We start from the raw sequence: 24,251 nt of genomic DNA on the forward strand, positions 1-24,251 counted from the left end.
TAGTTTACATCGCTGTATGGAAACATGCCAATGTCATTTCCTAGTGTCGCGCTTCTCTCTTTCTCCTCGTATTATAGCGGATCAGATCCCTCCTGATTGTCCACGATGAGCTCATCCTCCTCCGCTGGTAAGGCCAGGGTGACCTGCACCTCCTGGCCTGTTGGGGAGCCAATGGTGAGCGTCCCATCATGGGCAGTGGCAATCTTGTTTGCCAGGTAGAGTCCCAAACCCAATCCGGCCGACTGCGAGCCTGCCACGAAGGGATGAAAGAGCGTCGCCTGCAGATCAGCGGGGAGACCTGGTCCTTGGTTGCAGACTGTCAAGACTACCCACGGTCCATCCATCCGTCGCTCGATGTGCATCTCCACGGTGATGGGGGTCTGTTTCGGCGCGTATTTCACCGCATTGGCGAGCACATTCTCAAGCAGTTGACGCAGTCGATCCGCGTCTGCAGAAAGGATGACCTTCGCAGGCGCGTGGATATGGATTGGCGTTTCTGGCGAGTCGAAAGCACGAACCACGTCCTTTATCAGAGCCACGAGATCCATCGAGCATGCAGTGATGGCAAATATCCCTTGATTGAGCCGTGCTACATCGAGCAGATCGGAAATCACCCGCTCAAGTAGGCCCAGGGTGTGGTTCACGGCACTGACGTCACGAAGATCTTGCTCGCGCCCCTCTCGCTGCGCCCGCCGTTGCAGTAGTTCAATGCGCCCTTTGAGGGGCGTGAGATAATTGCGTAAGTCGTGAGCCATGATCGTGAGCAACTCCTCAGCCGCCAGGCGTCGGCCTTGCTCCACTGCCTCGTGTTTCAACCGTTCGGTGAGTTCGGCTCGATGGATCACAATGCCGATCCAGCGGGCGATGGCTTCCAGAAAGCGCAGGTCCTGCTCTGAGAAGAACTCGGGACGACTGGATACCACTAACAATACGCCCCGGCGAAGCGTCTCCACCTCAAAGACCGTCGCGATCTGCGACTTCACGCCGAGCCCGATCTTCAACCCCACGAGTTCCTCAGGGTCCTGGTCGGTATGATAGGCGATAAAAGGGGTGCCAGTAAGAAAGACCTCGACGGTGCGCCCCCCATTAGCCAAGGGCAAGCGATCCATTCCGATGGAACGCTGTTTCCTCCCCATCGGGGTATCGCTGGTCCCAAAAGCCACAAGCGTCTCGTTGGTCGGATCATGGAAGAAGATATCCACCTTATCAGCAGAGAGGACTTCTGCAATGAGGGATGTTGCTTGATTGAGGGTCACTTTGACGTTGGTCGCTGGCAGTTCCAGCAGTCCTTCAAGGGCGGCCAACTGCTGTTCCTGACGCTGATTTGTCTCTTCTTTGTCAAAAGAAGATTTCACTTCTGTATCCCTTTCTCCTCCTCTACAGAGTAATGTTCATTCTCTCCATGCGACAGCTTTCGCAGACAACCGAGTGCAAAGAACGTGAGCGGAAACCGAAAAGAGAAGCACGCGAAGGGAGCCCAAACCTACACGTGTATGAGCATCCATATTCGTCCCTTGTTCTCCTTAAAGCACGTTCCTTCATCGACAACAGTTGCAGGAACACATCCTCTCTTCCCCTTTGCAGTTGATAGGTTCACTGCTGTAAGCTTCCCCCAATTTGGTGGTTCTTACTTCTGGGCGATTTTATCTGCTGGCACCGTCTAATCGAGAATAATAGCGCCGCTTACTGCATCAACATGGATCTTGACGGCTGTTAGCGGCAGTTGGGCAGGTCCCTGCATGACTGCGGCCTGGTGGGCTGGGTCAAACTGCGCCCCATGACATGGACAAATCAGCAGTTTGCTGTCCGGATCGTAACCCACCTCACAACCTGCATGCGTACAAGTCGCATCGAAGGCCACAAATTGCTCCTCTGACAGGTGAATGAGTACACCAGGATCACCAGTGCTTGGGATAGTAAAATTCACGGCGCTATTGACAGGCACCGCCTTGACCTGGGCTATGGACGTACCAGAAGCAGCCTTTCCCGCGCCAGCAGTTCCACCACTACTCGCAGCACCACTCGCGGTCGTTGTGTCTGGTCTACCAAAAACATGCAGCACCGAACCCAGAAACGCCAGGCCAGCCATACTTACGCCCCCCACAGCCAAGCCCTGCAGAAAGGTACGCCGCTTCTCACGCTGCTGCTGCGATGCCGAAAAACGCCGCTGTGATCCTCTGCGAACCGTCTCTGGCTCTGCCGCACGCCAGGTGTTCATGCCAAGGATCAGGACACCCAGAGTAAGCACAATCAGACCTCGCCTGGTTGCACCTTGAGGGAAAAACACACGTTGCAGCCAACCATCAAAGGTGGGGAGTCCCGTGCCAACCGGTCCCACAAGAAAAAGTGTCAGCCAGCTCCAGGCAAAGACGATGTCCGCGCCGTAAAAGTAGGGGTAGACATGCCAGCTTGCCGTTAATAAGAACAGAATGCTCAAGACTATTCCGAAGAAAGACGCAGGACGGAAGAATAATCCCACCAGCGTACCCAGGCCAATAGCCAGCTCGCCTAAAGCGATCGCCCAGCCAAATAATACGGCATGCGAAACTACCACTTTGACCAGGAGAAAATGCAGCGGCGAGCCCTGCGCAAAACCGATAATTTGATTACCAATATAACCCGGCGTCCCCTTGTGAAAAAACTGGGGATCCATGAGCTTTTGCACACCAGCATACACAAAGGTCGCCCCTAGAAACAAACGTTGAGGGAAAAGCATCCACCCACGAATGGGTGAAGGCCTATCATCTGACAGCGCAGGGGAATCGGACCGGCTGGTAGACATATGAAGCGTAGATTTATCAGCTATAGATGATGATGTATGTGCCGATTTCATCAAACAGACTCCGATCAGTTAAGACATCAGGATCTTATGAAAGGGTAAACAACAGTTCCGCAAGCTAAGTTTTCTTGCTTGTTTAAAAGGGACCACAATTATCCCTCACTATATAAGCCAAAAATGAGAATACTATGAGAATATCCACATAGGGAAGCCATATAGCCCTCTTTGGTTGCTTCCTTTCAGGCCTCCACGCCACCAGACTCAGGAGGTATGGTATGAGGGGTGGTGTGTGCTAGCTCTGCTAGCACACACCACCCCTCATACCAGGACGAGCGCCGCAGGCGCGAGAAGTCAAGTACAGAAGTTACACATCGGGTTAAATGACTTCTAAAGCGTCGCTTTCGGGGAGAGTGGGATGAGGCATATGCGGCTCCGTTTGATACCAATAGGCTACTGAGGCAATATCATCCTGTAGCGGCAAGTAACGCCCGCCACGACGCCAGCTTAAGCCCTGAATTGTTACACGCAGATCCTCTTCAAAGCGAATGGGATCCATAATATGCCAGCGGTACATGCCAAACCGTTGCTGACTACGATAGACACCATCTGGCTGTATGACCTGGGGCAGGCCCTGGAAAGGCGTAGAATATGTGCCATACTCCGTCGAGCGCGCGTCTACTTTCGATTCCAAAAAGCTGCGCCCCAGTGTCTCTCCATCGAAGACCAAGTAGTCATTTCTGGGGCGTAGGAAACACCAGGCCCCACCAAAGTAGTCTTCCGTTCCTGTTCCACAGATAGTAGGAAAATCCTTATCGCCATCCAGGTAGAATTTCATCTCCCCTTCACCCCACCAGCCAGCATTATTGCTCTGCCAGGCAATATAGGTGCCAACATAGTGACCCATTCCCCGAACGTTGTCCAGCAACGTATGCACTTCCTTATAAGATAGAGGATTGCTTCTCCGCCATTGCGCATGAAAATAGGCTGCATCCTCGGGAACCTCAGTCAGGGTATAAGTGATCTGGTAGTAAAGAACGACCTCCCTGTCACTCAGGTTCTCAAGCGTAATCCGCGCTGACGCACGAAAAGGCATCTCCCAGTAGGAGTTCATGCCACCCGAAGAGTTTACCGCAAGAGGCAGTGAGTTAATCTGGCAAGGTTCGCACCAACCACTGGCAAAGAAGTCGCCATAAGGAGTCTCGATAGAGGGATTCTCCTCGCCATCCCAATAAGCGCGCAAGACCAGGCTACGCCAGTTCCCCGGAAAGGTTGTCATCCACATATGCTGGATGGCTCCTGGCCCCTCAATCTCAGCCAGCGTCACGCTGCTCCGTGGCGGGATAGCAATTGAGGGTGATATCTTCCATCCCTGACCCAGATCACGCGCACTGGCAGCTCCCGTTCCCTCGGTCGCCATTCCCCCCTTGCCCTTCTCTCCAGTGAAGTTCTCGGCGCTGATTGAGCGCGTTTTGGCTTTGGAGAGCCGGGAAAGATTGCCTAGCCCCATACCAAGCCCATTAAACTGAATATGATCTGTCATACCTCTACATCCTTCCTTTGATGTGTCTACAGACAAGTATCGCATGCCCACATACAACGATACAAATAAACCATAGACACTAACATATACAAAGCCAGAGTCCTTTTAAGGTCTCGGCTCACTACCCTGAACGCTGCAGATGCTACAGCCAAACAAGCTTGACGCAACGATCCTTCGGGTGTATACTATTATTAGTAAGTAACAAACAAATAGTTAGCAAAGAAGGAAATGCTAATCACCTGGCTGCATGCTGCTAACAGATTCTGGACTATGCGCGTTATCCGCTACGCATCGCCCCACAAGGAGCTCTGATGGAACTAGGTTTCTATACATTCGCCGATATTGCGTCGACCTCCCAAACAGAGGAGAAGATAAGCCCGGCACAACGCTTACGCAACCTTATTGAGGAGATTGAGCTGGCCGACCAGGTTGGACTCGACGTATTCGGAGTTGGCGAGCACCACCGCCCTGAATACGCTGTCTCGACGCCCGCGGTCGTGCTGGCTGCCGCCGCTGAGCGCACAAAGAAGATTCGCCTGACAAGCGCAGTCACGGTCTTGAGTTCAGATGATCCTGTTCGCGTATTCCAGAGCTTTGCGACGCTCGATCTGCTCTCAGGTGGGCGCGCGGAGATCATGGCTGGTCGCGGCTCTTTCATTGAATCGTTCCCGCTCTTCGGCTATGACCTCGATGACTACGAGGAGCTCTTTGCTGAGAAGCTTGATCTCCTGCTCCGCCTCCGTCAGGAAGAGCATGTCACCTGGACTGGAAAGCACCGTCCCGCCCTGGATGGACTCGGCGTCTACCCACGCCCTCTGCAAGAGCCTCTGCCGATCTGGGTCGCCGTTGGCGGCACTCCTGCCTCAGTGGTGCGCGCGGGAACTCTTGGTCTGCCTCTGGCGCTGGCAATCATCGGAGGAGAACCAGCACGTTTCGCACCACTCATCAAGCTCTACCGTGACGCAAGCCAGCACGCCGGACACGACGCAAGCACCTTGCCCGTAGGCATCAACTCGCATGGCTATATCGCCGATACCTCGCAAGCGGCGAGAGATGAGCACTCCCAATACTATATCACCATGATGAACAAGCTGGCAGTGGAGCGCCGCTGGCCCAGGATGGGTCGGAGGGAATACGACTCGGCCTGCTCGCCGCGAGGCGCCCTGGTAGTTGGCAGCCCAGAGGAAGTCATCGACAAGATCCTCGCACAGCATGCGATCTTTGGACATCATCGCTTCCTTATGCAGGCGAGTGTTGGCGCGATGCCTCATCGCCAGATCCTGCATGCCATCGAGCTCTTCGGCACCAAAGTAGCCCCTGTCATCCGGCGCGAGACTGGCTCTCCCTCCACCCCGGCTTCGCCCCTGGTCAATACCCGTCCTTAAGCTATCAATACATAGGGAGTGTAGGCATGTATGGCAGGCGGATGCCTGCCATACATGCCTACACTCCCTATGTATTGGCGCGCCTGCGGCGCGAAACGTTAAGCAACAGACCGGCCTTCTTTATTCATAAATGGAAATATACTATTCGTGGTGATAAAATACATTTATTCAGCTACCCTCCCATAAACGCAATAGCAAAACGGATGTGTTTTCTTTCTATATACGAAACACATTACTCTTTTTATGGAGGTAGTGCGCCAGAACAATATAGCAGTAAAAACCATGTTATTTTGTAGTAAAGAGATGACCGAGAGATGCCCGGATGCTCTCTCTCACTCCCCAGGAGACGTTCTTCAAGGAGGATGCTATGTCTCGCTTGACACAGAAAATTGCTTCCCCACTCATCATCGTTCTGTTTATTTTGAGTGTGGCCTCGCTCGCGGCGAGTTATCCCTCGCGGGCATACGCCGATAGTCAGGATGTGCGTGCCTGGCTGACAACACCTGAGCAGAGCAATCTGCTCAAAGAGCAACCAGCTATTTCTTTCTCTAATCACGCCGACCCCAATACCGCTACGATCACCGTCAACACAGAGCAAAAATACCAGAGTATGACCGGTTTCGGCGCATCCCTGACTGCATCGTCGGCAGTCGTTCTCTCACAATCCAATATTGACCAGAAGCAGGTGATGCGCACACTCTTCGATCCCCACCAGGGTATTGGGCTAAGTTATTTGCGCCAGCCTATGGGATCATCTGACCTGGCACCACCCCTGGATGCAAGCAAGAATTGGGTAGGAGAGTACACCTACGATGATATGCCTGCGGGACAGACAGATCCCACACTCAGCCATTTCTCGATTGCGCAGGATGATCACTATCACATTACCTCACTCTTGAAAGAGGCCCTGCGCATTAATCCCCGGCTCAAAATTATGGCAACTCCCTGGTCGCCGCCCGCATGGATGAAGCTACCCGGAAATAGTTGGGGCCATTGCACCAACTGCGATGGGGGAAATCAGGGCTTCTATGATGGGAGCAATAGCTGGGATAATACGCCCAATGACTATGTGTCTATTACCTTTAACGGCACACAGATCAAGTTCTATGGCGTTGTCGGCACAGACCATGGCATCGGCGCCTTCTCCATTGATGGAGGTTCCGAGACCATGGTTGACTTCTACGCGCCCACCAATGCTGGCAACACACTGGTCTACACCAGCCCGGTCCTGAGCGCGGGCCAGCATACACTGAAGGTTCGCGTCACTGGTCAGCAGAACAGCAGCGCGCACTGGAACGGTATTAACCCTGATCGCGTCGATATTATCTCAGCGAGCGGCGTTACTACTGTCGATGACAATGTACAGGGTTCGGGGCTCAACCAGTTCTCCTATGGCGGCTCTGGCGTCGCCAGTATCAACCAGGGCTATCTAAACCCGAAGTATTACCAGGCCTATGCGCAGTACTTCGTTGCCTTCATCAAGGCCTATGAGCGCGAGGGCATTCCAATCTACGCGATCACGCCACAGAACGAGCCACAGAATGGCAACTATATGCCAACCATGCTCCTGCCCGCGACCAGCCAGACTGCCAACGACACGACCATTGGCAATGAAGCGGACTTCATCACGAACCTGGCAAGTGCCTTCCAGCAGAGTCATGTTCAGACCAAAATTCTGGCCTTTGACCACAACTGGGACACGCCAGAGTATCCCAGCGCCATCCTGAATAGTCCCGCTGGCAAGTACGTGGATGGGATCGCATTCCACTGCTATGGTGGAGATCCGAGCGCGCAGGATCAGTTCTATGGCCAGAAGGATATCTACGAAACCGAGTGTTCGGGAGGACAGTGGGAGAATAACAGTAATCCTACCTTCGCCGCGACCCTTCAGGATGTCATGGAACTGGGAATTGGCTCAACGACCCATGGTGCAAAAACGGTTGTACGCTGGGGCCTGGCACTTGATCCCAATGGTAATCCGCACCTGGATACGGCTGGATCATGTGGTACATGCCGGGGCGTCATCTCAATTGCCGCGGATGGAAGCGTGACCAAGAATTCTGACTATTATGGCCTGGGACATTTCAGCAAATTTGTCGCTCCTGGCTCCTGGCGTATCGCCTCAACCGCCAACAGTAGTAACCTTGAGAACGTCGCGTTTCTTAACCGGGATGGAACGCGCGTGCTGGTTATCTACAACCATAACGCGAGTAGTGCTGGAGCAACAACCTTCCAGGTACAAGTAGGTCACAAAGTCTTTTCGTATATACTGCCCGCTGGCGCGGCTGTCACCTTTACATGGCATGAGGAAGAGGAATAAAATATGCACTCGCTCTATCCAACTCTCTTGAGAGAGTAGAGACACAAAACGGCGTGATTCCACGCTGCTAAATCCCCATAAAGGGCACAGGGCATGCGTCTACATATGATGATCGTTATATGTAGACGCATGCCCTCGTCCATTTTCAAGATTTTGAGTCGGAGTGAACCCTTCCGCTCATCTGTTTAGCTCCTTTTTATCGCTTCTCTTTTCACTGTCCACGCCCTTCCTCAACCCTTGGTCTGATCGTTTGGTTCACTCCAGGCACAAACACCATTGCAACTCAAGTATATATTGAAAAAAAGGATGCAGATGCAGTCATGGCGAGGAGAAAAAGCGGCGAAAAAGTCTCTTCGGAAGACGCTTTCATAGTGAGGTATGAATGCCGTTGTACCACAATACTGCGGTCAAATCGCAACATTGTGGCATTAGTTGTCCCTGAAAGGAGCAGAGTATACCATGGGCACGCTCACCATAAAAGACGGCACAACAATCTATTACAAGGATTGGGGATCGGGACCCCCTGTTACCTTCAGCCATGGCTGGCCACTGAATGCCGACGCCTGGGACGACCAACTGCTCTTTATCGCTTCCAACGGCTATCGAGTAATTGCTCATGACCGTCGAGGTCATGGTCGATCCAGTCAGCCCTGGGAAGGCAATGACATGGATACCTACGCTGATGATCTCGCAGTGCTCATTGAAACGCTTGATCTCTCCAACGTGACGCTGGTCGGCCATTCAACTGGCGGAGGAGAGGTGGCTCGCTACATTGGTCGTCATGGAACCTCACGCGTCAGCAGGGCCGTGCTCGTAGATGCAATCCCCCCACTCATGCTCAAGACAGCAACCAATCCGGGTGGACTGCCCATTGAGGTCTTTGACCAGCTCCGCGCTGCCATCCTTCAGGATCGCTCACAATTCTACAAGGATTTCAGCGCCTCCTTCTATGGTGCGAACAGACCAGGGTCCCAGGTATCTCAAGGCATTCGAGATATGTTCTGGTTATGGTCAATGCAGGCTGGCCTCAAAGGTGCCCATGACTGCATCAAAGTTTTTTCCGAGACAGACCTCACAGAAGACCTCAAGCGCTTCAATGTACCAACGCTGATCATTCACGGTGACGATGATCAGATTGTACCCATTGACGACTCGGCTCGGCTCTCCTCAAAGATCGTCAAAGATGCCACCCTGAAGATCTATCCGGGAGCACCTCATGGCCTTCCCAACACACATAAGAAGCAACTCAATACTGACCTGCTCTCCTTCCTCAAGTCCTAGATGTAGCGGTACGACAGCTTCCAACTGGACAAAAGGATACTGGAGGTAACACTCTTTTTCTGCACACCATCTATGAAAGGGATACATCGATGGCAACCATCTCTTATCGAAACATACCAATTGATGGTGTCAATGTATTTTATCGTGAAGCAGGAACACAACATGCGCAAACACTTATTTTGCTACATGGATTTCCTTCGTCCTCACACATGTTTCGCAACCTTCTTCCAGCACTCGCCGAACATTTCCATGTCGTGGCACCAGATTATCCAGGGTATGGGTATAGCGAGTGTCCAAGTATTGAGCAATTCACCTACACGTTCGATCACCTGGAAGAAGTGATAGAAAAGGTTGTAAGTGCGCTCAAGCTTCCCTTCTTCAGTATCTATGTCCAGGATTATGGCGCTCCCGTGGGATTTCGCCTGGCAGTGAAGCATCCAGAGATGATTGAGGCCATTATCAGTCAGAACGGCAATGCCTATCAAGAGGGGTTAACCTCCTTTTGGGACGCGGCGCGACCGTTCTGGTCCAATCGCAACGCCGAAACAGAGAAACCTATACGAAACTTGTTAACACAGGAGTCAACCATCTGGCAATATACTCATGGGGTGCGCCAGAAAGACCATATCAGCCCCGATGCCTGGACGTTTGACCAGTTGGGACTCAATCGCCCAGGCAATGCAGAAATACAACTGGCGCTCTTTGAGGACTATCGCAATAATCCGCCGCTCTATCCACAATGGCATGAGTACTTCCGGCGCTACCAACCACCGCTGTTGGCCGTGTGGGGTAAGAATGATCCTATCTTTGGACCTGATGGCGCAGAGGCATTCAAACAAGATCTACCACAAAGTGAGGTGTATCTATTGGATACTGGTCACTTTGCGCTCGAGGAAGATGGAGATGTGATCGCTCAACATATCATTCGCTTTCTCACGACAAGGAAACCAGAATAAGCCTCGAATGAGGGATTGTCCTGCACTTACCAATGAAAAGGCGGTGCGTTACCCGCAACGGCTAGAGCATCGTGCAGATCAAGCGCCAGTGCGAAGTGGCCGAGGTGGGTTGTAGCGAACTGGAGTTTTCACCTCTTCGCACATACTCGTTCCTTCACTGAGAGCGCTTAAAAGTACTATTTTATTTGATCGAAGATTGTTGCTAACGTTCCTTTAATTGGGGTACACTTCTTACAAGTGTATTCTGTATCTGATCAACACACCTGGGCAATTTTTCCACCTCGCAAAGAGGAAACGGCCGGCTTGGCAAAGAGTTGAGATAAGCTTAAAATGGCTTACATGCTACCGTTGGTAGTAAAGAGCAATGGAGGCTATAGGTATTTCCAGGGAGCGCATGTAGCATGACTGATTATATTGGGCAGCAGCTCGGCAATTACCAACTCACACGTCTTGTAGGAGATGGAGCCTTTGCCCAGGTTTATCTAGGAGAGCACATCTATCTCGGCACACAGGCCGCAATCAAAGTGCTCGATACGCAACTGACAAGCGATCCGGTCGACTGGTTCCGCACCGAGGCTCGCACCATCGCGCGCCTGGTGCATCCAAATATCGTGCGCGTCCTGGACTTTGGTATAGAAGGCAATACGCCCTTCCTCGTCATGGAATACGCGCCCAATGGCACACTTCGTCAACGTCACGCCAGCGGCAGCCCCCTCCCACTGCCAACTGTGGTTTCTTATGTGAAACAGATAGCCGAAGCCTTACAATATGCCCACGATGAAAAGTTGATTCACCGCGATGTAAAACCAGAGAATATGCTGCTGGGGAGACGCAATGAAATCCTTCTGAGCGACTTTGGTATCGCGATGATGATAAAGACATTTAAAGACGGAAATGTAGAGGATGTAGCAGGAACCCTGGTATACATGGCGCCGGAACAACTACAAGGGAAGCCACAAACAGCCAGTGATCAATATGCTTTGGGCATCATCACGTACGAGTGGATCACCGGCGAACGCCCATTCAATGGTTCGCCAACAGAAGTGCTCTCACAGCACCTTCTTGCCCTGCCACCCCCATTGCGCAAAAAGGTACCGACCATTGCCCCTGTCGTCGAGCAGGTCATCATGAAGGTGCTGGAGAAGTCCCCGGAGAAGCGCTTCCGCAGTGTACGAGAGTTTGCACTCGCCCTGGAACAAGCCAGTCGCTACCAGGCACTCACTCCTAGCAGCCAATATGGGGCTTTCGCTCCTGAGCAGGGAAGTCTGGAGGGTGGCACGAGCCAGGCAGTTGCGGCACCCTCTTTTTTCGAGGAGCCCGTTCCCGCCATGGTAAAGAATACGACGCCCCCGCCTCCTTCCATCCTGCCTCCTCTGAGACCTGCCAGACCAGGCGAGCCTATAGGAACGGTTCTCTGCAATTATCGCGGGCATCTCCAGGGCGTACGCTCTCTCTCGTGGTCACCCGATGGTACACGCATTGTTTCCGCCAGCCATGAGAAGACAGTCCACATCTGGAATGCTATGACAGGTTCCACGATTAATATTTACAATGATCAATCCAATATCATCGATCTCGTGGCCTGGTCGCCTGATGGTACGCGCATTGCCATGGTTGGGGCTAATGCACACATCCAGGTCTGGGATTTCGCCACTAATCGCCTGGTCGCCTCCTACCGTGGACATCTGGGGAACACCGTCAATGCCATTGCCTGGTCGCCTGGGCAATTCTTTCTCGCGTCCGCCGCAAGTGACGGCAGAGTACATGTGTGGGATGCGATGACGGGTCGACTCATTACCATCTATCAAGGACATGCTGGCAGTGTCAATATGCTGGCCTGGTTCCCCGATGAGGCTTCGCCGGCCCCTGGACGCGATTACCGCATCGTCTCCGGTGGCGATGATCGTTCGGTACAGATCTGGGACGCGTTCACGGGAACAAACATTATGCACCATCAAGGGTATCCAGCAAGGGTTACAAGCGTTGACTGGTCGCCAAGGGTCTATTCATCTTTGTCTCTTGGATCAAGTTTTTCAGCGAGTATCCTCAATAGCTCACGTGTTGGCTGCGGCAGAGACGATGGGATGGTACAGATGTGGGACACGGCGACCAACCGGGAGGTGCTCAGTTATCGCTATGCCGCTCCCATCTCCGTCGTCGCCTGGTCGCCCAATGGAGCACGCTTCGCCTATGGCGGTAAGGATGCAAAGGTCGAGGTGTGGGATACCAGGACAAATCTCAGACTCTTCACCTTTTCTCATGCGGCCCCCACACAGGTCCTGGCCTGGTCGCCCAGTGGCAAGCACATCGCCTCTGGTGGAAGTGATGGCACCATCCAGGTATGGGTCGCGCCCTGATGGCACGACCCATGGCAAGTGGATAACCTTTGTAACCTGATGCATCCTCCTAATTGGGATAGTACAAAGATTCGTACAAAAATGGGCCATTTGCTAGGAGCAGTCTGAATTTCACCCGAGTCTCCATCTGGAAACGCTCGGAGGTCACAGGGCAATTGACCAGTTTTTGCCCTGAACCAACGAACAGGAGAGAACAGGAACTGATACGTATTTTCAACAGATCCTGCTGTTAGAGAAGATAGGCTTCCCAAGCTTGAGCCAGGCGCTTCATTCCCCCCTGAAGTATCTCTTCGTCGAGAAGAAAAGGCAAACGGACATAGGCCTAATGCGAAGCATCAAACGAGAATAACGTTCCTGGACAAATCACCACGCCAGAACGGAGAGTCTGAAGGGCAACCGTCAAACGGCGATATAATGGCCCTTTGCCTGTTGACCAGGGGCCAAGGAGATGGGCAATCTGCTGAATCTCCATTTTTCATACCAATCTCCCTTTAATTGGACCTATTTTTCCGAACCATATTCTTTTATAGTGGATGGCAAGTGAACCTGTCAAGAATGCAAGTACGCAAGAAAAAAGGAAAAAAAGATGTGGTTTCGTATTCTGGTGCTGGCTATCGGTGGTTTTGCGCTCGGAACAAATGGTTTTGTGGTGGTCGGCATTTTACCTGAGATCGCTCATGAGCTCCACGTGCCGATTGACCTGGTTGGTCAACTGGAAACCGTTTTCGCGTTGACCTATGCGCTGGGAGCGCCTGTGCTGGCTGCTGTAGCTGGCAATATCGCGCGCAAGCGTTTATTGTTATTCGGCCTCCTGCTGGTGGTCATGATGAACCTGCTGGCTACGGCTATCCCCAACCTGGCTGTCTTATTCGTCACGCGCATGCTCTCGGCCATAGGTGCGGCTCTCTATACCCCCACCGCATCCTCAGTTGCTGCCTCTTTCGCGCCTGAGGAAAAGCGCGGGCGGGCCCTAGCGCTGGCGATGGCAGGGTTGACGCTGGCGATGGTCCTGGGGGTACCGCTGGGCATCTTTATTAGTTCTGCATGGGGCTGGCACATGACCTTTGCGTTCATTGCTTGCCTGAGTGGACTGGCCTTTCTTGGCATTCTCGTGCTCTTCCCTACCATTGCCAATCCGCCCAAAATTGGGCTGCGCGCCCGCCTGGCTCTCTTACGCCGACCAGTGTTGCTGGTAACCTTGTTGAACACCGCTCCGTGGGTCCTGGGGTACTTTGTCGTCTACACCTATCTCAGCTCTATCTTGCAGCAAGTCACCCACCTGGACGGAGTCGGAATCAGCAAAATGTTCCTGCTCTTCGGCCTGGCGGGGATCGTGGGAAATGCCCTGGCAGGATATAGCACGGACCGTTGGGGAGCGATGCGTACGCTGGTCTTGGCCTCGCTCGCCCTGGGACTGATCCTCTGCGCATTCCCTTATGTCGCCACTTCGTTCACCGGAGCAGCCGCGCTCATCCTCATCTGGGGAGTTTTTGACTCAATGACTATCCCTCCTCAGCAGCATCGTCTGCTGGCACTGACCACAGAAATACCTGGTGTGATCCTCTCGCTCAACAGCTCGGTGATCTACCTCAGTAGCGCGGGCGGGTCAGCACTGGGTGGATTGCTTATCCATTTCACCTCTCTCACTGCGCTCGGTTGGGTCGGCGGCATCTGCCAATTTCTTGCGCTGGGCGTCCTGTTCTGGAGTTCGCACCTGATGAACAAAGCTCAGCAAAAAGAGTTGAAAAGAAAGGAAGAACCATGTCCGGCCAGCATGTCCGTCTCACAATGACCCTATTCCTCGCTTACTATCACGTTGATGTCTTCAGCGCCCGCTCATTTACGGGCAACAGTCTGACTGTCTTTCCGGCCAGCGAAGGGTTGAGCCGCGAGCAAATGCAGCGTATTACTTAGGTGCGGCTAGCGTTCTGCATGAGCTGAACAGCGCGGAGGAATCCCGCACCTGGAGTTTCATTCTCCCGCAAAAGACCGTACAGGTGACGACGAGGCAAGATGGAAACCATTATCACGCGCTCCTCGATCAGGGTCAACCAACATTTTTCGGCAAGGTAGAGCAGGGGCTGGCTGGCGAACTGCTCGCGGCGCTGAACCTGACACCAGCTAATCTTGCTGCTGAGCTCCCCCTGGAGGTCATCAGCACTGGGCTGCGCTATCTGATCGTGCCTATCAGGCAGGGACTGGCGCATGCCCGGATCGTGCATCCCGCCTTTGAAGGGCTCCTGGCAAAGGCAGGCGCGCAGTTCGCCTATGTGCTCGACGTTCCAACCCTGGAAGGCCGGCACTGGAATAACGATGGGCGACTTGAGGATGTCGCGACAGGGAGCGCCGCCGGAACAGTTGGTGCGTACCTGGTAAAGCATGGCCTTGTCCAATCAGACCAGGATTTCCTGCTCCACCAGGGACGTTTCACCGGCAGACCCAGCCAGATGCACATTCGTATTAAGGGACAGCTTGACGCTATCCAGGCGGTACTGGTAGGCGGCGATGTCTCGCTTATCGCCCAGGGAAGGCTGCTTTCCCTCCCGGGCGAATCTGTGAACAGAAACTGATAGCTCTGCTCACAGATGCTCTTTCTCAAAGGGAAGATACATCCAGAGAAACGGAGAACATGATGAATCGTGAAGGATTGAACAGCTCAGAAATCGAAGCGCCCGTTGGTCCATTTTCTCATGTCGTCAGGGCTGGCGACTTGCTGTACATTTCTGGGCAGACTGGACAGAGGTCGCACACTGGCACACCAATTGGAAACGACATTGCGGAACAGACGACGCAAATCTTCGAGAACCTCAAAGCGGTCCTGAGGACAGTCAATTGCGATTTGAGCCATATCGTCAAGGTGACGGTGTTTCTCACAAATATAGATGATTTTGCCGCCATGAACGCCGTGTATGCCCACTATTTCGATCTCCCTTATCCCGCGCGCTCGACCATTGCGGTCAAAGCGCTTCCGCTCGGTGCGCTGGTAGAAGTTGAGTGTATCGCGAAGGTGGAAGATGAAAATACCTCTGATGGAAGCGAAAGACCATCTTTGTAGCCTTGAAGGAGCCTGACAGAGGAAAGCCCAGGATACGGTAAAAACCACTCATAGTGATAGATTTTTATCCGTATCCTGGACTTTCCTCGAGTGTTCAAGCAAACCTGGACTTCCTCCGCTCGCCAATATTGGTTATGCACGGCGTGCGCGCGCTTTGGCAGCCTCTTCCTCGCGATTCTTTGGTGAAGTGTGCGTCTCCAAAGAATCAAGGAGCGTACTGGTGATGACTGCTATCTCAGCAACGGCGGCATTGAAGGCGGCTTCATTGGCCTGCGATGGCTTATTGTAACCGCTAACCTTACGCACAAATTGTAAAGCCGCCTGGCGAATTTCTTCTTCAGTCGCCGGCGGCTCAAAGTTAAAGAGCGCCTTGATATTTCTACACATATGTCTCCCCTCATTTCCCAGATCAATTCTCTACTATATAGGTATTCTCACCAACAGCAGCCAAATCGGAAAAGGGGTCCAGGGGGTTTCCCCAGCCCCTTTTTCTTTCTTTTCACTCATCCTATAGAATAGGCTGTTAAGAGAGTCACATACGCAATGATACGCACCGATGCCGCGATAATCGTCATAAAGGCGAGTTTTGATTGAAGTATGCCTGGTATGTTGAATGCATAGCCAATCACCAATACCAGAAAACCAAGGCTCATGATCAAGCTAAAACGGGTAGATTTTGACACATAAAGTGTGGCATACCGGACGAAGGCGCAGGTATAGATAATCATGCGGCAGGCATTGAGCGCCAGAGATATCTGAGGGCCGGGAACCGGTGGGTAGAATGGCGTTAAAAGCACTACAATAAGGAAGAGCGCCATCTCAACTACCTGCCAACGTTTGAGCTGCTGCATCTGGTCATGAGACTTCACCAGAGAACTTAGAAAGATAAAGAGACCCCCACCACACGCACCAAACGACCTTGTCCAATCCGTCGCAAACGTGTTGCCCCCGATATGTGCATCGCCAATGGTACCGACAAACGTACCTAAAGAAATAGAGGCCATCGCAAGCCCCAACACAAAGAGCATATCACTACGAGAGAGCCGGTAGACATAAAAAGCTCTCAGAGAAATAATGAGACAGACAGTGCCAATTGGAATAGACATCAAATTTGCAATTTGACTGATCATATACTATTTCCCCTGACTAACATGTTTTTCGCGTTTCTAGAACAGTGAATCGATAATCGAAAAATTCTCGAGAGGCTTTTCGTCCAGCGTTGAGAGCTGAATTTTCTGCTGATTGAGTAAATAGCGAAATGTCTCAGTGCCCTCTTGTGGTCCAAAAGCGAGGCCTTTCATGAGGTCGGCCATGGTCTTGCGCCCATCAATTGCCGCATAGAGACGCCTGGCGTTCTTGTCCTCAAGGATCGCTGCATTCGCGAATGGGTTATCCGCCTGAAACGCCTCCAGGTCTTGCGTGCGTCGGGGCACAATATCTGCGAGCGTCAGGCCTGAAAAAAACTTCCTTGACTGCTTATCGAGAGTTGGCGACAAGAGAGCATCAGGAGCGGCAAGAAAGCGACGATTGATCAAAATACGCAAGGCCTGCTCTAAAATAAAGGCGATGGCGCGCTCCTGCTCTTTTGAGAGGGGAGCTTGTGAGAAGAATGAGACAATTATGGTCAGAGGCGTAGAACTCTGCTTTCCCTCCGACTCTCTCCTCGCGGGAGGGAGCAGCATCTCATGCTGCAAAAAATATCCAGCCCAATATTGTAAGCCATAGCGAGTCAAGAAGGAGGCCAGTACAGGAGAGAAAACATCTGCAACAGGGAGAGATGCTATACCATGTTGCTCCAGCAAGAGACGATCCACCACAGATACTATATACTGATTTATTGTCGCCTGTTGCGGTAAAGATGGGAGCTGGCTCGCGCTGGCTCGCGCCTCAGCATGCAACTCTCCATTACGATCCACTTGCATTGTCCAGAACTGGACAACAGGTATGCCCAAATATTGTCCAATCTTGTCCGACAACCAGAGCAACACTTCATCTACGTGATGCATGGTAACCGTTGCTTGCAAAAGCTGAGCCACGAGAGAAATCGGCTGCTTTCTCTCTCCCATTGATTGAGATGGGTCAGGTACATGATGCTTATCTTGCATAGATGCCTTTCTATACAGGCGTGAATGATACCAGCCACGGAAAAATCCAGCGTCTGTGATTTTCTACAAGGATTGTTGTATGAAAAGTAAACGCCACGGTTGCTCTTTTTTATCGGAAAGCTAATTACTTCTGCTGGGAAAACCCCGGGCGCGTTCGCGCTCGGGGTTTTCCCAGCAGAAGTAGACGTAAACATGGGTTTACATATGCTATATACTATCGGAAGTAGATAACGTCGTAGCTTGTAAGTATGAAGATATTTAGACAGGAAATACTCACAAGTATTGCATGAGGACGAGAGAAGTACATGCCGAAACAAACCACCCACCTCCCTACAAAGAGCCAGCGTCAGCAAGAGCGCCGTGAGAGACAGCGCCTCGAGAGAGAGAGGCAGTTACGCGCCAAGCGCAACCGGAACATTATCATTGCAGCTGTTATTGTTGTGGCCCTCCTGGCAATTGGTGGCGTCACCTGGACATTATGGAAGCCTGCTCAGGCCGCCAACTCTTCCAGCACCTCCGCAACAGCAACCGCTTCCAGCAATACGAATACCAGCGACAACCCCTTGTATCCCTCCGTTAATGGGATCGCTTGCCAGGGCAACGAACAGCTTGACTACCATATCCATGCCCATCTATCCATCTATATCAATGGGCAGCAGGTTCAAGTTCCTCAATCTATTGGCATTGCCAGCGACAACTCCTGTATTTACTGGCTCCATACTCACGATACTTCGGGCATCCTTCATATTGAGTCGCCAAAGACCAAGACGTATGCGTTGGGGGACTTCTTACAGATCTGGCATGGGCGCTTCCCCGAATTGCAGTATCCCGCCCAGCTCAGCCAGACCAGCGGCTGGACTGTCTACGTAAACGGCAAGCAATATAACGGCGATATCAACTCAGTCCCTCTGAACGCTCACGCTTTGATTACCCTGGCCTACAACTCACCAGGCATCACTCCCGATACCACGTACAACTGGCAGGGCCTGTAATCTCTAACCAGGTTTCTCATAAAGAAGGAGGCACCAGGATTGCCTGGTGCCTCCTTTTGTTCTTTAATTAGTTTTGGCGCTGGCCAGCCAGTGTAAGACGTTGACACGATGCTCTTTATAGTGCTCATAGGTATCGCCAGCGATGGACTCCCAGACTACATTCCCTTGCTCGCGCCAGGGGAAAGGCTCGTTCAAGGACTGCTCACTCAAGCCCTCAAGCGCGCCGAGTACCCCCTGGTATCCCTCCTGTAGATTGGCGAGCACCTCCTTTAGAGAGCGATCCTTGTTCTGCTGATAGAAATGTTCGTTTTCCTCATCCTCCGTTTCCAAACCAGGGACGAACGCGTCCGGTTTCTGACCAGTAGGTATCGCTCGCAAGGAAGCTAGCAAATAGTTTTGCCAGACCGCAAGATGAGCCAGGTTATCCTTGACGGACCAGACCCCGTTGACTCCCGGCGTAGTCGCTTGCTCCTCACTTAAAGAGCTTACAAGCTCCATCAACTGCCCATAGCCCTGCTGAATATGCTCTTGCAGATCCTTCTTTTGCATATGCTTCGACATAGAAAAGCATCCTTTCACTTTATAGTAATGGTCATTACCCTCTAATGATACTGTCAAAAGCGGATAAGGTCATTCCTGATTGCAGTTTCAGAAGACTCTTGACAGAAGAAAAATATGCAAGGTATACTTGATTTGAGACCGATTGGTCTCAAAAATTTGCCGCAAAAACAAACCGATCGGTCTGATTATTGCCAGCCCTCTCCTGCCTATGGCAGTCACGACAAAGGAGAAAATCGTGCGCAACACTGTTCTATCTCCCTCGCCCCATCAAAAAACAATCATGACGGCTGCCGGGCCAATTTACCTGCGCTCCCACTGCTCGCCCCTCTTTATCCAAGAGCTTGATCCGGATAGTGGCATGCGTGCCTTTACGCGCCTGCCGGAGCATGAACATGCGCTCCTCTTGCAGATCGCGGAGCGGGAGGATACAATGCTCACCATCGCCTATACACCGGCTGGCACCATTGTTGGACACATTGCCCTCTGCCCGGTTGATGCCTGGTGGCAAAATCTGGAGGCTGCCTATGAGATCGGCCTGGAGGTCAGTTCCAACTGGAGGCAGCTTGGCATCGCACATCAGCTAATGCAACTGGTCTTTGCGGAGACAACCTATGAGGAGATCATTGTGCTCGGTATGGGACTCTACTGGCACTGGGATATGGCTGGCCTGGGGCTGGACGCTTTCAGGTACCGCGAGATGCTGGAACGTTTCTGCGCGGCCTATGGCTTCACAGAATATCTGACCTCTGAACCAAATATTCGCATGCATCCGGCTAATATCTTCCTCGCCCGCCTGGGCAAGAATGCCAGGCAAGCATTAGTCAAGCAATTCTTTGCTTGCCTGCTTCGCTCAAATACACTGCCAGGGCTATAAGGAATATGCCCGGAAGGAGCAAACAATGAGTAAAGGGAGCGAGACGCGCAAAATGATCCTTGCCCGCGCGGCCCCCGTTTTTAATCAACAGGGCTACGTCGGCTCCTCGCTTACAGACCTGATGCGCGCAACCGGCCTCGAAAAGGGCGGCATCTATAACCACTTCTCCAACAAAGAACAACTGGCACTCGAAGCCTTCGAGTACTCCCTATCCCTGCTGGAACAGAGCATGCGGCAGGCGCTTCAGGAAAAAAAGCACGCCCTTGATCGCCTGCTGGCCCTGTTAAAGTATTTTCAGGGTATCATCGAAGATCCACCAGTAGAGGGAGGCTGCCCCATTCTAAACCTGGCTGTAGAGGTGGATGATACCAACCCCATCTTACGTACGCGGGCGCGTCAGGCCATGGATAGGCTCCAGGAGACACTACGGCGCATCATTATACGAGGGATCGAGCGCCAGGAGTTACGCGCAGACATCGATATAGAGACCTGGATCACAACCTGTATTGCCACCATGGAGGGCGCGATCATGCTCAGTAAGCTCTACCAGGATCCTGTCTATATCCGCCGCGCCGCTGCCTCCATGGAGGCAAGTATCAAGTATACTCTCGCCCTGCTTTCGCCTTCCTAGCGCTCAGAAGCTAGCCTTCAGGAGGAATTTCGCCGGAGCCGCGCATGATAAGCCGGGTGGGAATGATCACGCGCTGGGGCGGGCGCTCATCGCCCTGGATACGCGCGAAGAGCAGTTCGGCCGCCTGGCGTCCCATTTCGGCGGCATCATGTGCGATCACCGTGACTGGCGTTGGCAACATATCCGCTAGCTCGAAATCGTCGAAGCCAACAAACGCCAGGCGACGCGTGACACCACGCAATGCACGCAGCACCGCGACGCTGATACGGTTACTGGTAGTAAAGACCGCGGTTGGAGGATGCGCAAGATTCAACAGACGGTGTGTCGCCGCCGCTGCCTTCTCAGCATCATCGCAACCAAAGCAGAGCAGATCGTCTTCAAGAATAATTCCCCAATCGGTCAGCGCAGTACGATAGGCCGCGACGCGCCCTGAGCCTGTATAGACGGATGGATCACCACAGATCAGGCCAATACGTCGGTGCCCCTGACGCAAGAGGTGCTTCACAGCCGTATAGGAACCTCCATAGCTATCCAGCAAGATCATATCTACGTCCAGATTCGCTGGCGGACGGTCCACAAAAATCACCGGTGTCCCTCGCTCCATTTCGCTCTTCAGGTAGGAGTGGTCGGAGCCAGCAGGAACGATCAGCAAGCCTGCAACCCGGCGATGAGAGAGCGCACTCACCTGCTCACGCTCACGCTGCGGATTCTCCTCCGAGTTGCTGAGGATAAGCATATGATTATAACGTCTCGCGACATACTCAACACCTTGCGCAAGCTGCGAATAAAAGGGATTGGCAATATCTTCGATGACCAGGCCGATGGTAGAGGAGGTCTGGCCCTGGCGCAGATTGCGTGCCAAGTCGTTGCGCCTGAAACCAAGCGACTTGATAACGGCCTCGACCCGCTCCCTGGTAGCCTGGGTCACACTCGCCTCCTTATTCACCACACGCGAAACAGTCTTGAGGCTGACACCCGCCATCTCCGCCACATCCTGCATAGTTGGTCGCAACTTATTTCCCTCAGTATGCAGAGGCTCTAAAGAGGTGAGAGAGAGGTTAGTACCTTCCTGCCTCACCAATTGTTTCTCTGACGGAGAGAACTCCGTCTGCTCGTTACTCACTGCAAATCCTCCGGATCCGCTTTTTATCTATAAGTATAACCTAAAATTTCTTCTTCAACCTCTTGACAACGATGTCATTTGCATGGTACAGTAATGACATCGTTGTCAAACATATAGCAGAGCGTATAAGCGCTTGATGACATCGTTGTCATTACTATTAAACCAGAATGGCATACACTTGTAAAGTGTCAGGTGATCAATGAATGATGCACCTGTAGAATTGTTACTGCGCTGATTCAAAGAGGTGATCAACTTGGATATGAGCGTTCACCAGGAAACAGCAGGCGTGCGAGACGATGCTAATGTGACGCAGCAACAGGCAAAGAATGCTCCACAGAAGCAGGGAGGCAGGCAAAGCGCTCTACGGCGTAGGCGCTGGAATGGGAGGGAGACCCTGGCGGGTTATCTCTTTATTCTCCCCTCTATCATTGGCTTCATGGTCTTTGTCCTGTACCCACTCGTGACCTCAGTGTACTATTCATTGACAAAGTGGGATGGCGTCACAACCCCGGTTTTCGTCGGCCTGAAAAACTATATTTATATCTTTACCAAAGACCCATCGTTCATTCCCACGCTTAAAGCCACGGGTCTCTTTGCCCTGCTAAGCGTTCCCTCGTCGCTGATTCTAGGCTTGTTACTGGCGGTCCTTCTCAATCGCAACCTGCCAGGCATCAAGTTATTTCGCACGGCCTTGTACCTACCAGCGATTCTTCCCGCCATCGCGACCCTGACACTGTGGAAGTTTATCTACAATCCGCAGATCGGCCTGGCAAACCAGGTTTTGAGCTTCTTACACCTTCCCACAAGCACCTGGCTCTCCAGCTACACCATGGCGCTTCCTGCCATAGTCATCACTGGCCTCTGGGGCATTGGTAGCACAATGATTATCTTCCTTTCGGGCCTGCAGGCGGTTCCCAAGGAGATTTATGAGGCTGCAAAGATCGATGGCGCGGGTTCTCTCAGGCTCTTCTGGCATACAACCCTTCCTATGATCAGTCCAATCATCTTCTTACAGCTTATCCTGCAAATCTTTGGCGCGTTACAGGCGTTTAACCAGTTCAACATCCTTCCCGGTCCCGGCTTCTCCACTGAAGTGCTGATGGTCCATATCTATCACACTGGCTTCGGTAGTATTAGCCAGTTCCCGCAGATTGGCTATGCCACGGCAGAGGTCTGGATACTGTTCTTTCTGATCATGCTTGTGACGATCTTCACTTTCCGCTTTTCATCAATGTGGGTGTATGAAGAAAATAGCGTAGATTGAAGGCGCTCTCTCTAAAAGCGCAAACAATCACGGATTGTATACACATTTAGCAATGTATACACATGCACTGCACACATTGGAGGATTTTCACGCTCAAAAAGGGGTTGAATGTATGAGCTTGAGCATCAATAAGACCCGTCAGGTGACCCCCGAGGCCAAACGGGCGGTCAGGTATGACAAGATCACCGGCAACATCATCTGGTACATCGTCGTCATTGGCCTCTCAGCGGCAATGCTTCTTCCATTGCTATGGATGATTACTGTCGCTTTGAAGAGCAATAGCGATATCTATCACATACCACCCGAATTCTGGCCCAAAGAGTTCCACTTTGAGAACTTTATCCTGGGACCTGCGAGCATTAACTTCGCTCGCCTCTTCTCGAACACTGTTATCGTGAGTGTCTTGAGCACCTCCGGCTCGGTCATCAGTTCCATGCTCGTGGGCTATGGGCTCTCACGTATTCGCTTCCCCGGACGCAAACTCTGGTTCTACCTATTTGTGGGAAGTATGATGTTGCCTGGCATCGTGGGCCTGATCCCGCTCTTCCACATGTATTCCGACCTGGGTTGGTACGATACCTGGCTACCGCTCATCGTGCCATCTTTCCTGGGTAATCCGCTCTTTATCTTCCTGGCACGCCAGTATTATATGAGCATTCCCACCTCGCTCGACGAGGCCGCACGCCTGGATGGCGCGAACCACTGGACCATCTTTACCCAAATCATGATCCCACTCACGCGCCCGGTCTGGATCACGATGATCATTATGGCCTTCACGCTTTCATGGAACGACTATCTCAATCCCCTGGTCTATCTCTACTCCGATGACAAATGGACCTTGTCGCTGGGGATGGCCACCCTATCCGGGGCCTTCGCGGGCGTAGCAACGACAAAGTGGAATTTGTATATGGCGTCTAACTTGCTCTACATGTTGCCGCCATTGATCATCTTCTTCTTCGCCCAGCGCTACTTCATGCAAGGCCTGGGAGCACTCGGAACCTCAGCTCGCGATAAGTAAGCCGCTTCAC

Annotated in this window: 23 protein-coding genes; 14 read left to right on the top strand and 9 right to left on the bottom strand. The window is 52.4% G+C overall.

The window, feature by feature from the left end; translation table 11 throughout:
* Positions 1-71: 71 nt before the first annotated feature.
* The 3 genes from JMJ04_RS35735 to JMJ04_RS35745 all read right to left on the bottom strand — a co-directional run bounded on the left by JMJ04_RS35735 (position 72) and on the right by JMJ04_RS35745 (position 4,319).
* Positions 72-1,355, bottom strand: a complete 1,284-nt coding sequence (locus JMJ04_RS35735) for a GAF domain-containing sensor histidine kinase (RefSeq protein WP_201375144.1) — start codon at positions 1,353-1,355, stop codon at positions 72-74.
* A 305-nt stretch (positions 1,356-1,660) separates the two neighbouring features.
* Positions 1,661-2,833, bottom strand: coding sequence for a Rieske 2Fe-2S domain-containing protein (locus tag JMJ04_RS35740; RefSeq protein ID WP_201375145.1), 1,173 nt, complete (start codon positions 2,831-2,833; stop codon positions 1,661-1,663).
* A 322-nt stretch (positions 2,834-3,155) separates the two neighbouring features.
* Positions 3,156-4,319, bottom strand: a complete 1,164-nt coding sequence (locus JMJ04_RS35745) for a glycoside hydrolase family 172 protein (RefSeq protein ID WP_201375146.1) — start codon at positions 4,317-4,319, stop codon at positions 3,156-3,158.
* A gap of 311 nt (positions 4,320-4,630) precedes the next feature.
* Here JMJ04_RS35745 and JMJ04_RS35750 point away from each other — a divergent pair, with 311 nt between their 5' ends.
* From JMJ04_RS35750 to JMJ04_RS35770, 5 genes are all read left to right on the top strand, one after another.
* A complete protein-coding gene (locus tag JMJ04_RS35750; protein ID WP_201375147.1) occupies positions 4,631-5,704 on the top strand; it encodes an LLM class flavin-dependent oxidoreductase in 1,074 nt (357 codons plus the stop codon).
* Positions 5,705-6,071: 367 nt separating this feature from the next.
* Positions 6,072-8,024 carry a glycoside hydrolase family 30 protein gene (locus JMJ04_RS35755; RefSeq protein WP_201375148.1) on the top strand — a complete coding sequence of 651 codons (1,953 nt, stop codon included), beginning with the start codon at positions 6,072-6,074 and terminating at the stop codon, positions 8,022-8,024.
* A gap of 459 nt (positions 8,025-8,483) precedes the next feature.
* Complete coding sequence (locus JMJ04_RS35760) at positions 8,484-9,305, top strand: alpha/beta fold hydrolase (RefSeq protein ID WP_201375149.1); 822 nt, start codon at positions 8,484-8,486, stop codon at positions 9,303-9,305.
* 89 nt (positions 9,306-9,394) lie between these two features.
* The gene (locus JMJ04_RS35765) at positions 9,395-10,261 is read left to right on the top strand and encodes an alpha/beta fold hydrolase (protein WP_201375150.1); all 867 of its coding nucleotides are present in this window, start codon (positions 9,395-9,397) and stop codon (positions 10,259-10,261) included.
* Positions 10,262-10,662: 401 nt separating this feature from the next.
* Complete coding sequence (locus JMJ04_RS35770; protein ID WP_201375151.1) at positions 10,663-12,618, top strand: serine/threonine-protein kinase; 1,956 nt, start codon at positions 10,663-10,665, stop codon at positions 12,616-12,618.
* Positions 12,619-12,940: 322 nt separating this feature from the next.
* On the opposite strand, the gene JMJ04_RS35775 is transcribed toward JMJ04_RS35770, so the two are convergent.
* Positions 12,941-13,090 (bottom strand): hypothetical protein, encoded by a 150-nt coding sequence (locus JMJ04_RS35775; protein ID WP_201375152.1) that lies wholly within the window; start codon positions 13,088-13,090, stop codon positions 12,941-12,943.
* Between the two features lie 114 nt (positions 13,091-13,204).
* Here JMJ04_RS35775 and JMJ04_RS35780 point away from each other — a divergent pair, with 114 nt between their 5' ends.
* From JMJ04_RS35780 to JMJ04_RS35795, 4 genes are read left to right on the top strand one after another with little or no spacing between them, the layout of a single operon-like run.
* Entirely contained in the window at positions 13,205-14,410 is a 1,206-nt protein-coding gene (locus JMJ04_RS35780; RefSeq protein ID WP_201375153.1) for an MFS transporter, read from the top strand.
* A complete protein-coding gene (locus tag JMJ04_RS35785) occupies positions 14,380-14,532 on the top strand; it encodes a PhzF family phenazine biosynthesis protein (RefSeq protein WP_201375154.1) in 153 nt (50 codons plus the stop codon). Before JMJ04_RS35780 ends, JMJ04_RS35785 begins: the two co-directional genes overlap by 31 nt.
* A 23-nt stretch (positions 14,533-14,555) precedes the next feature.
* Positions 14,556-15,188 carry a PhzF family phenazine biosynthesis protein gene (locus JMJ04_RS35790; protein WP_236038977.1) on the top strand — a complete coding sequence of 211 codons (633 nt, stop codon included), beginning with the start codon at positions 14,556-14,558 and terminating at the stop codon, positions 15,186-15,188.
* Positions 15,189-15,247: 59 nt separating this feature from the next.
* Positions 15,248-15,673 carry a RidA family protein gene (locus JMJ04_RS35795; RefSeq protein ID WP_201375155.1) on the top strand — a complete coding sequence of 142 codons (426 nt, stop codon included), beginning with the start codon at positions 15,248-15,250 and terminating at the stop codon, positions 15,671-15,673.
* Positions 15,674-15,805: 132 nt separating this feature from the next.
* Here the strand turns inward: JMJ04_RS35795 and JMJ04_RS35800 are convergent, their stop codons facing one another.
* The 3 genes from JMJ04_RS35800 to JMJ04_RS35810 form a co-directional block, all read right to left on the bottom strand.
* The gene (locus JMJ04_RS35800) at positions 15,806-16,060 is read right to left on the bottom strand and encodes a DUF2277 domain-containing protein (protein WP_201375156.1); all 255 of its coding nucleotides are present in this window, start codon (positions 16,058-16,060) and stop codon (positions 15,806-15,808) included.
* A gap of 116 nt (positions 16,061-16,176) precedes the next feature.
* Positions 16,177-16,803 (bottom strand): hypothetical protein, encoded by a 627-nt coding sequence (locus tag JMJ04_RS35805; protein WP_201375157.1) that lies wholly within the window; start codon positions 16,801-16,803, stop codon positions 16,177-16,179.
* Positions 16,804-16,839: 36 nt separating this feature from the next.
* Positions 16,840-17,679: a hypothetical protein gene (locus JMJ04_RS35810; protein WP_201375158.1), complete on the bottom strand. Its 840-nt coding sequence runs from the start codon at positions 17,677-17,679 to the stop codon at positions 16,840-16,842.
* 404 nt (positions 17,680-18,083) lie between these two features.
* On the opposite strand from JMJ04_RS35810, the gene JMJ04_RS35815 reads away from it, so the two are divergent.
* The gene (locus tag JMJ04_RS35815; RefSeq protein WP_201375159.1) at positions 18,084-18,770 is read left to right on the top strand and encodes a hypothetical protein; all 687 of its coding nucleotides are present in this window, start codon (positions 18,084-18,086) and stop codon (positions 18,768-18,770) included.
* A gap of 63 nt (positions 18,771-18,833) precedes the next feature.
* Here the strand turns inward: JMJ04_RS35815 and JMJ04_RS35820 are convergent, their stop codons facing one another.
* Positions 18,834-19,331, bottom strand: coding sequence for a ClbS/DfsB family four-helix bundle protein (locus JMJ04_RS35820; protein ID WP_201375160.1), 498 nt, complete (start codon positions 19,329-19,331; stop codon positions 18,834-18,836).
* Positions 19,332-19,566: 235 nt separating this feature from the next.
* Between JMJ04_RS35820 and JMJ04_RS35825 the strand changes: the two genes are divergently transcribed.
* Entirely contained in the window at positions 19,567-20,205 is a 639-nt protein-coding gene (locus JMJ04_RS35825) for a GNAT family N-acetyltransferase (RefSeq protein ID WP_201375161.1), read from the top strand.
* A gap of 25 nt (positions 20,206-20,230) precedes the next feature.
* Positions 20,231-20,836 carry a TetR/AcrR family transcriptional regulator gene (locus JMJ04_RS35830; protein ID WP_201375162.1) on the top strand — a complete coding sequence of 202 codons (606 nt, stop codon included), beginning with the start codon at positions 20,231-20,233 and terminating at the stop codon, positions 20,834-20,836.
* 10 nt (positions 20,837-20,846) lie between these two features.
* On the opposite strand, the gene JMJ04_RS35835 is transcribed toward JMJ04_RS35830, so the two are convergent.
* Positions 20,847-21,959: a LacI family DNA-binding transcriptional regulator gene (locus JMJ04_RS35835; protein WP_201375163.1), complete on the bottom strand. Its 1,113-nt coding sequence runs from the start codon at positions 21,957-21,959 to the stop codon at positions 20,847-20,849.
* Positions 21,960-22,218: 259 nt separating this feature from the next.
* Between JMJ04_RS35835 and JMJ04_RS35840 the strand changes: the two genes are divergently transcribed.
* Positions 22,219-23,223 carry a carbohydrate ABC transporter permease gene (locus tag JMJ04_RS35840; protein WP_201376145.1) on the top strand — a complete coding sequence of 335 codons (1,005 nt, stop codon included), beginning with the start codon at positions 22,219-22,221 and terminating at the stop codon, positions 23,221-23,223.
* Positions 23,224-23,335: 112 nt separating this feature from the next.
* Entirely contained in the window at positions 23,336-24,241 is a 906-nt protein-coding gene (locus JMJ04_RS35845) for a carbohydrate ABC transporter permease (protein ID WP_201375164.1), read from the top strand.
* The last annotated feature ends 10 nt before the right edge of the window (positions 24,242-24,251 follow it).

It is taken from the genome of Ktedonobacter robiniae (assembly GCF_016587375.1).
Lineage (GTDB): Bacteria > Chloroflexota > Ktedonobacteria > Ktedonobacterales > Ktedonobacteraceae > Ktedonobacter > Ktedonobacter robiniae.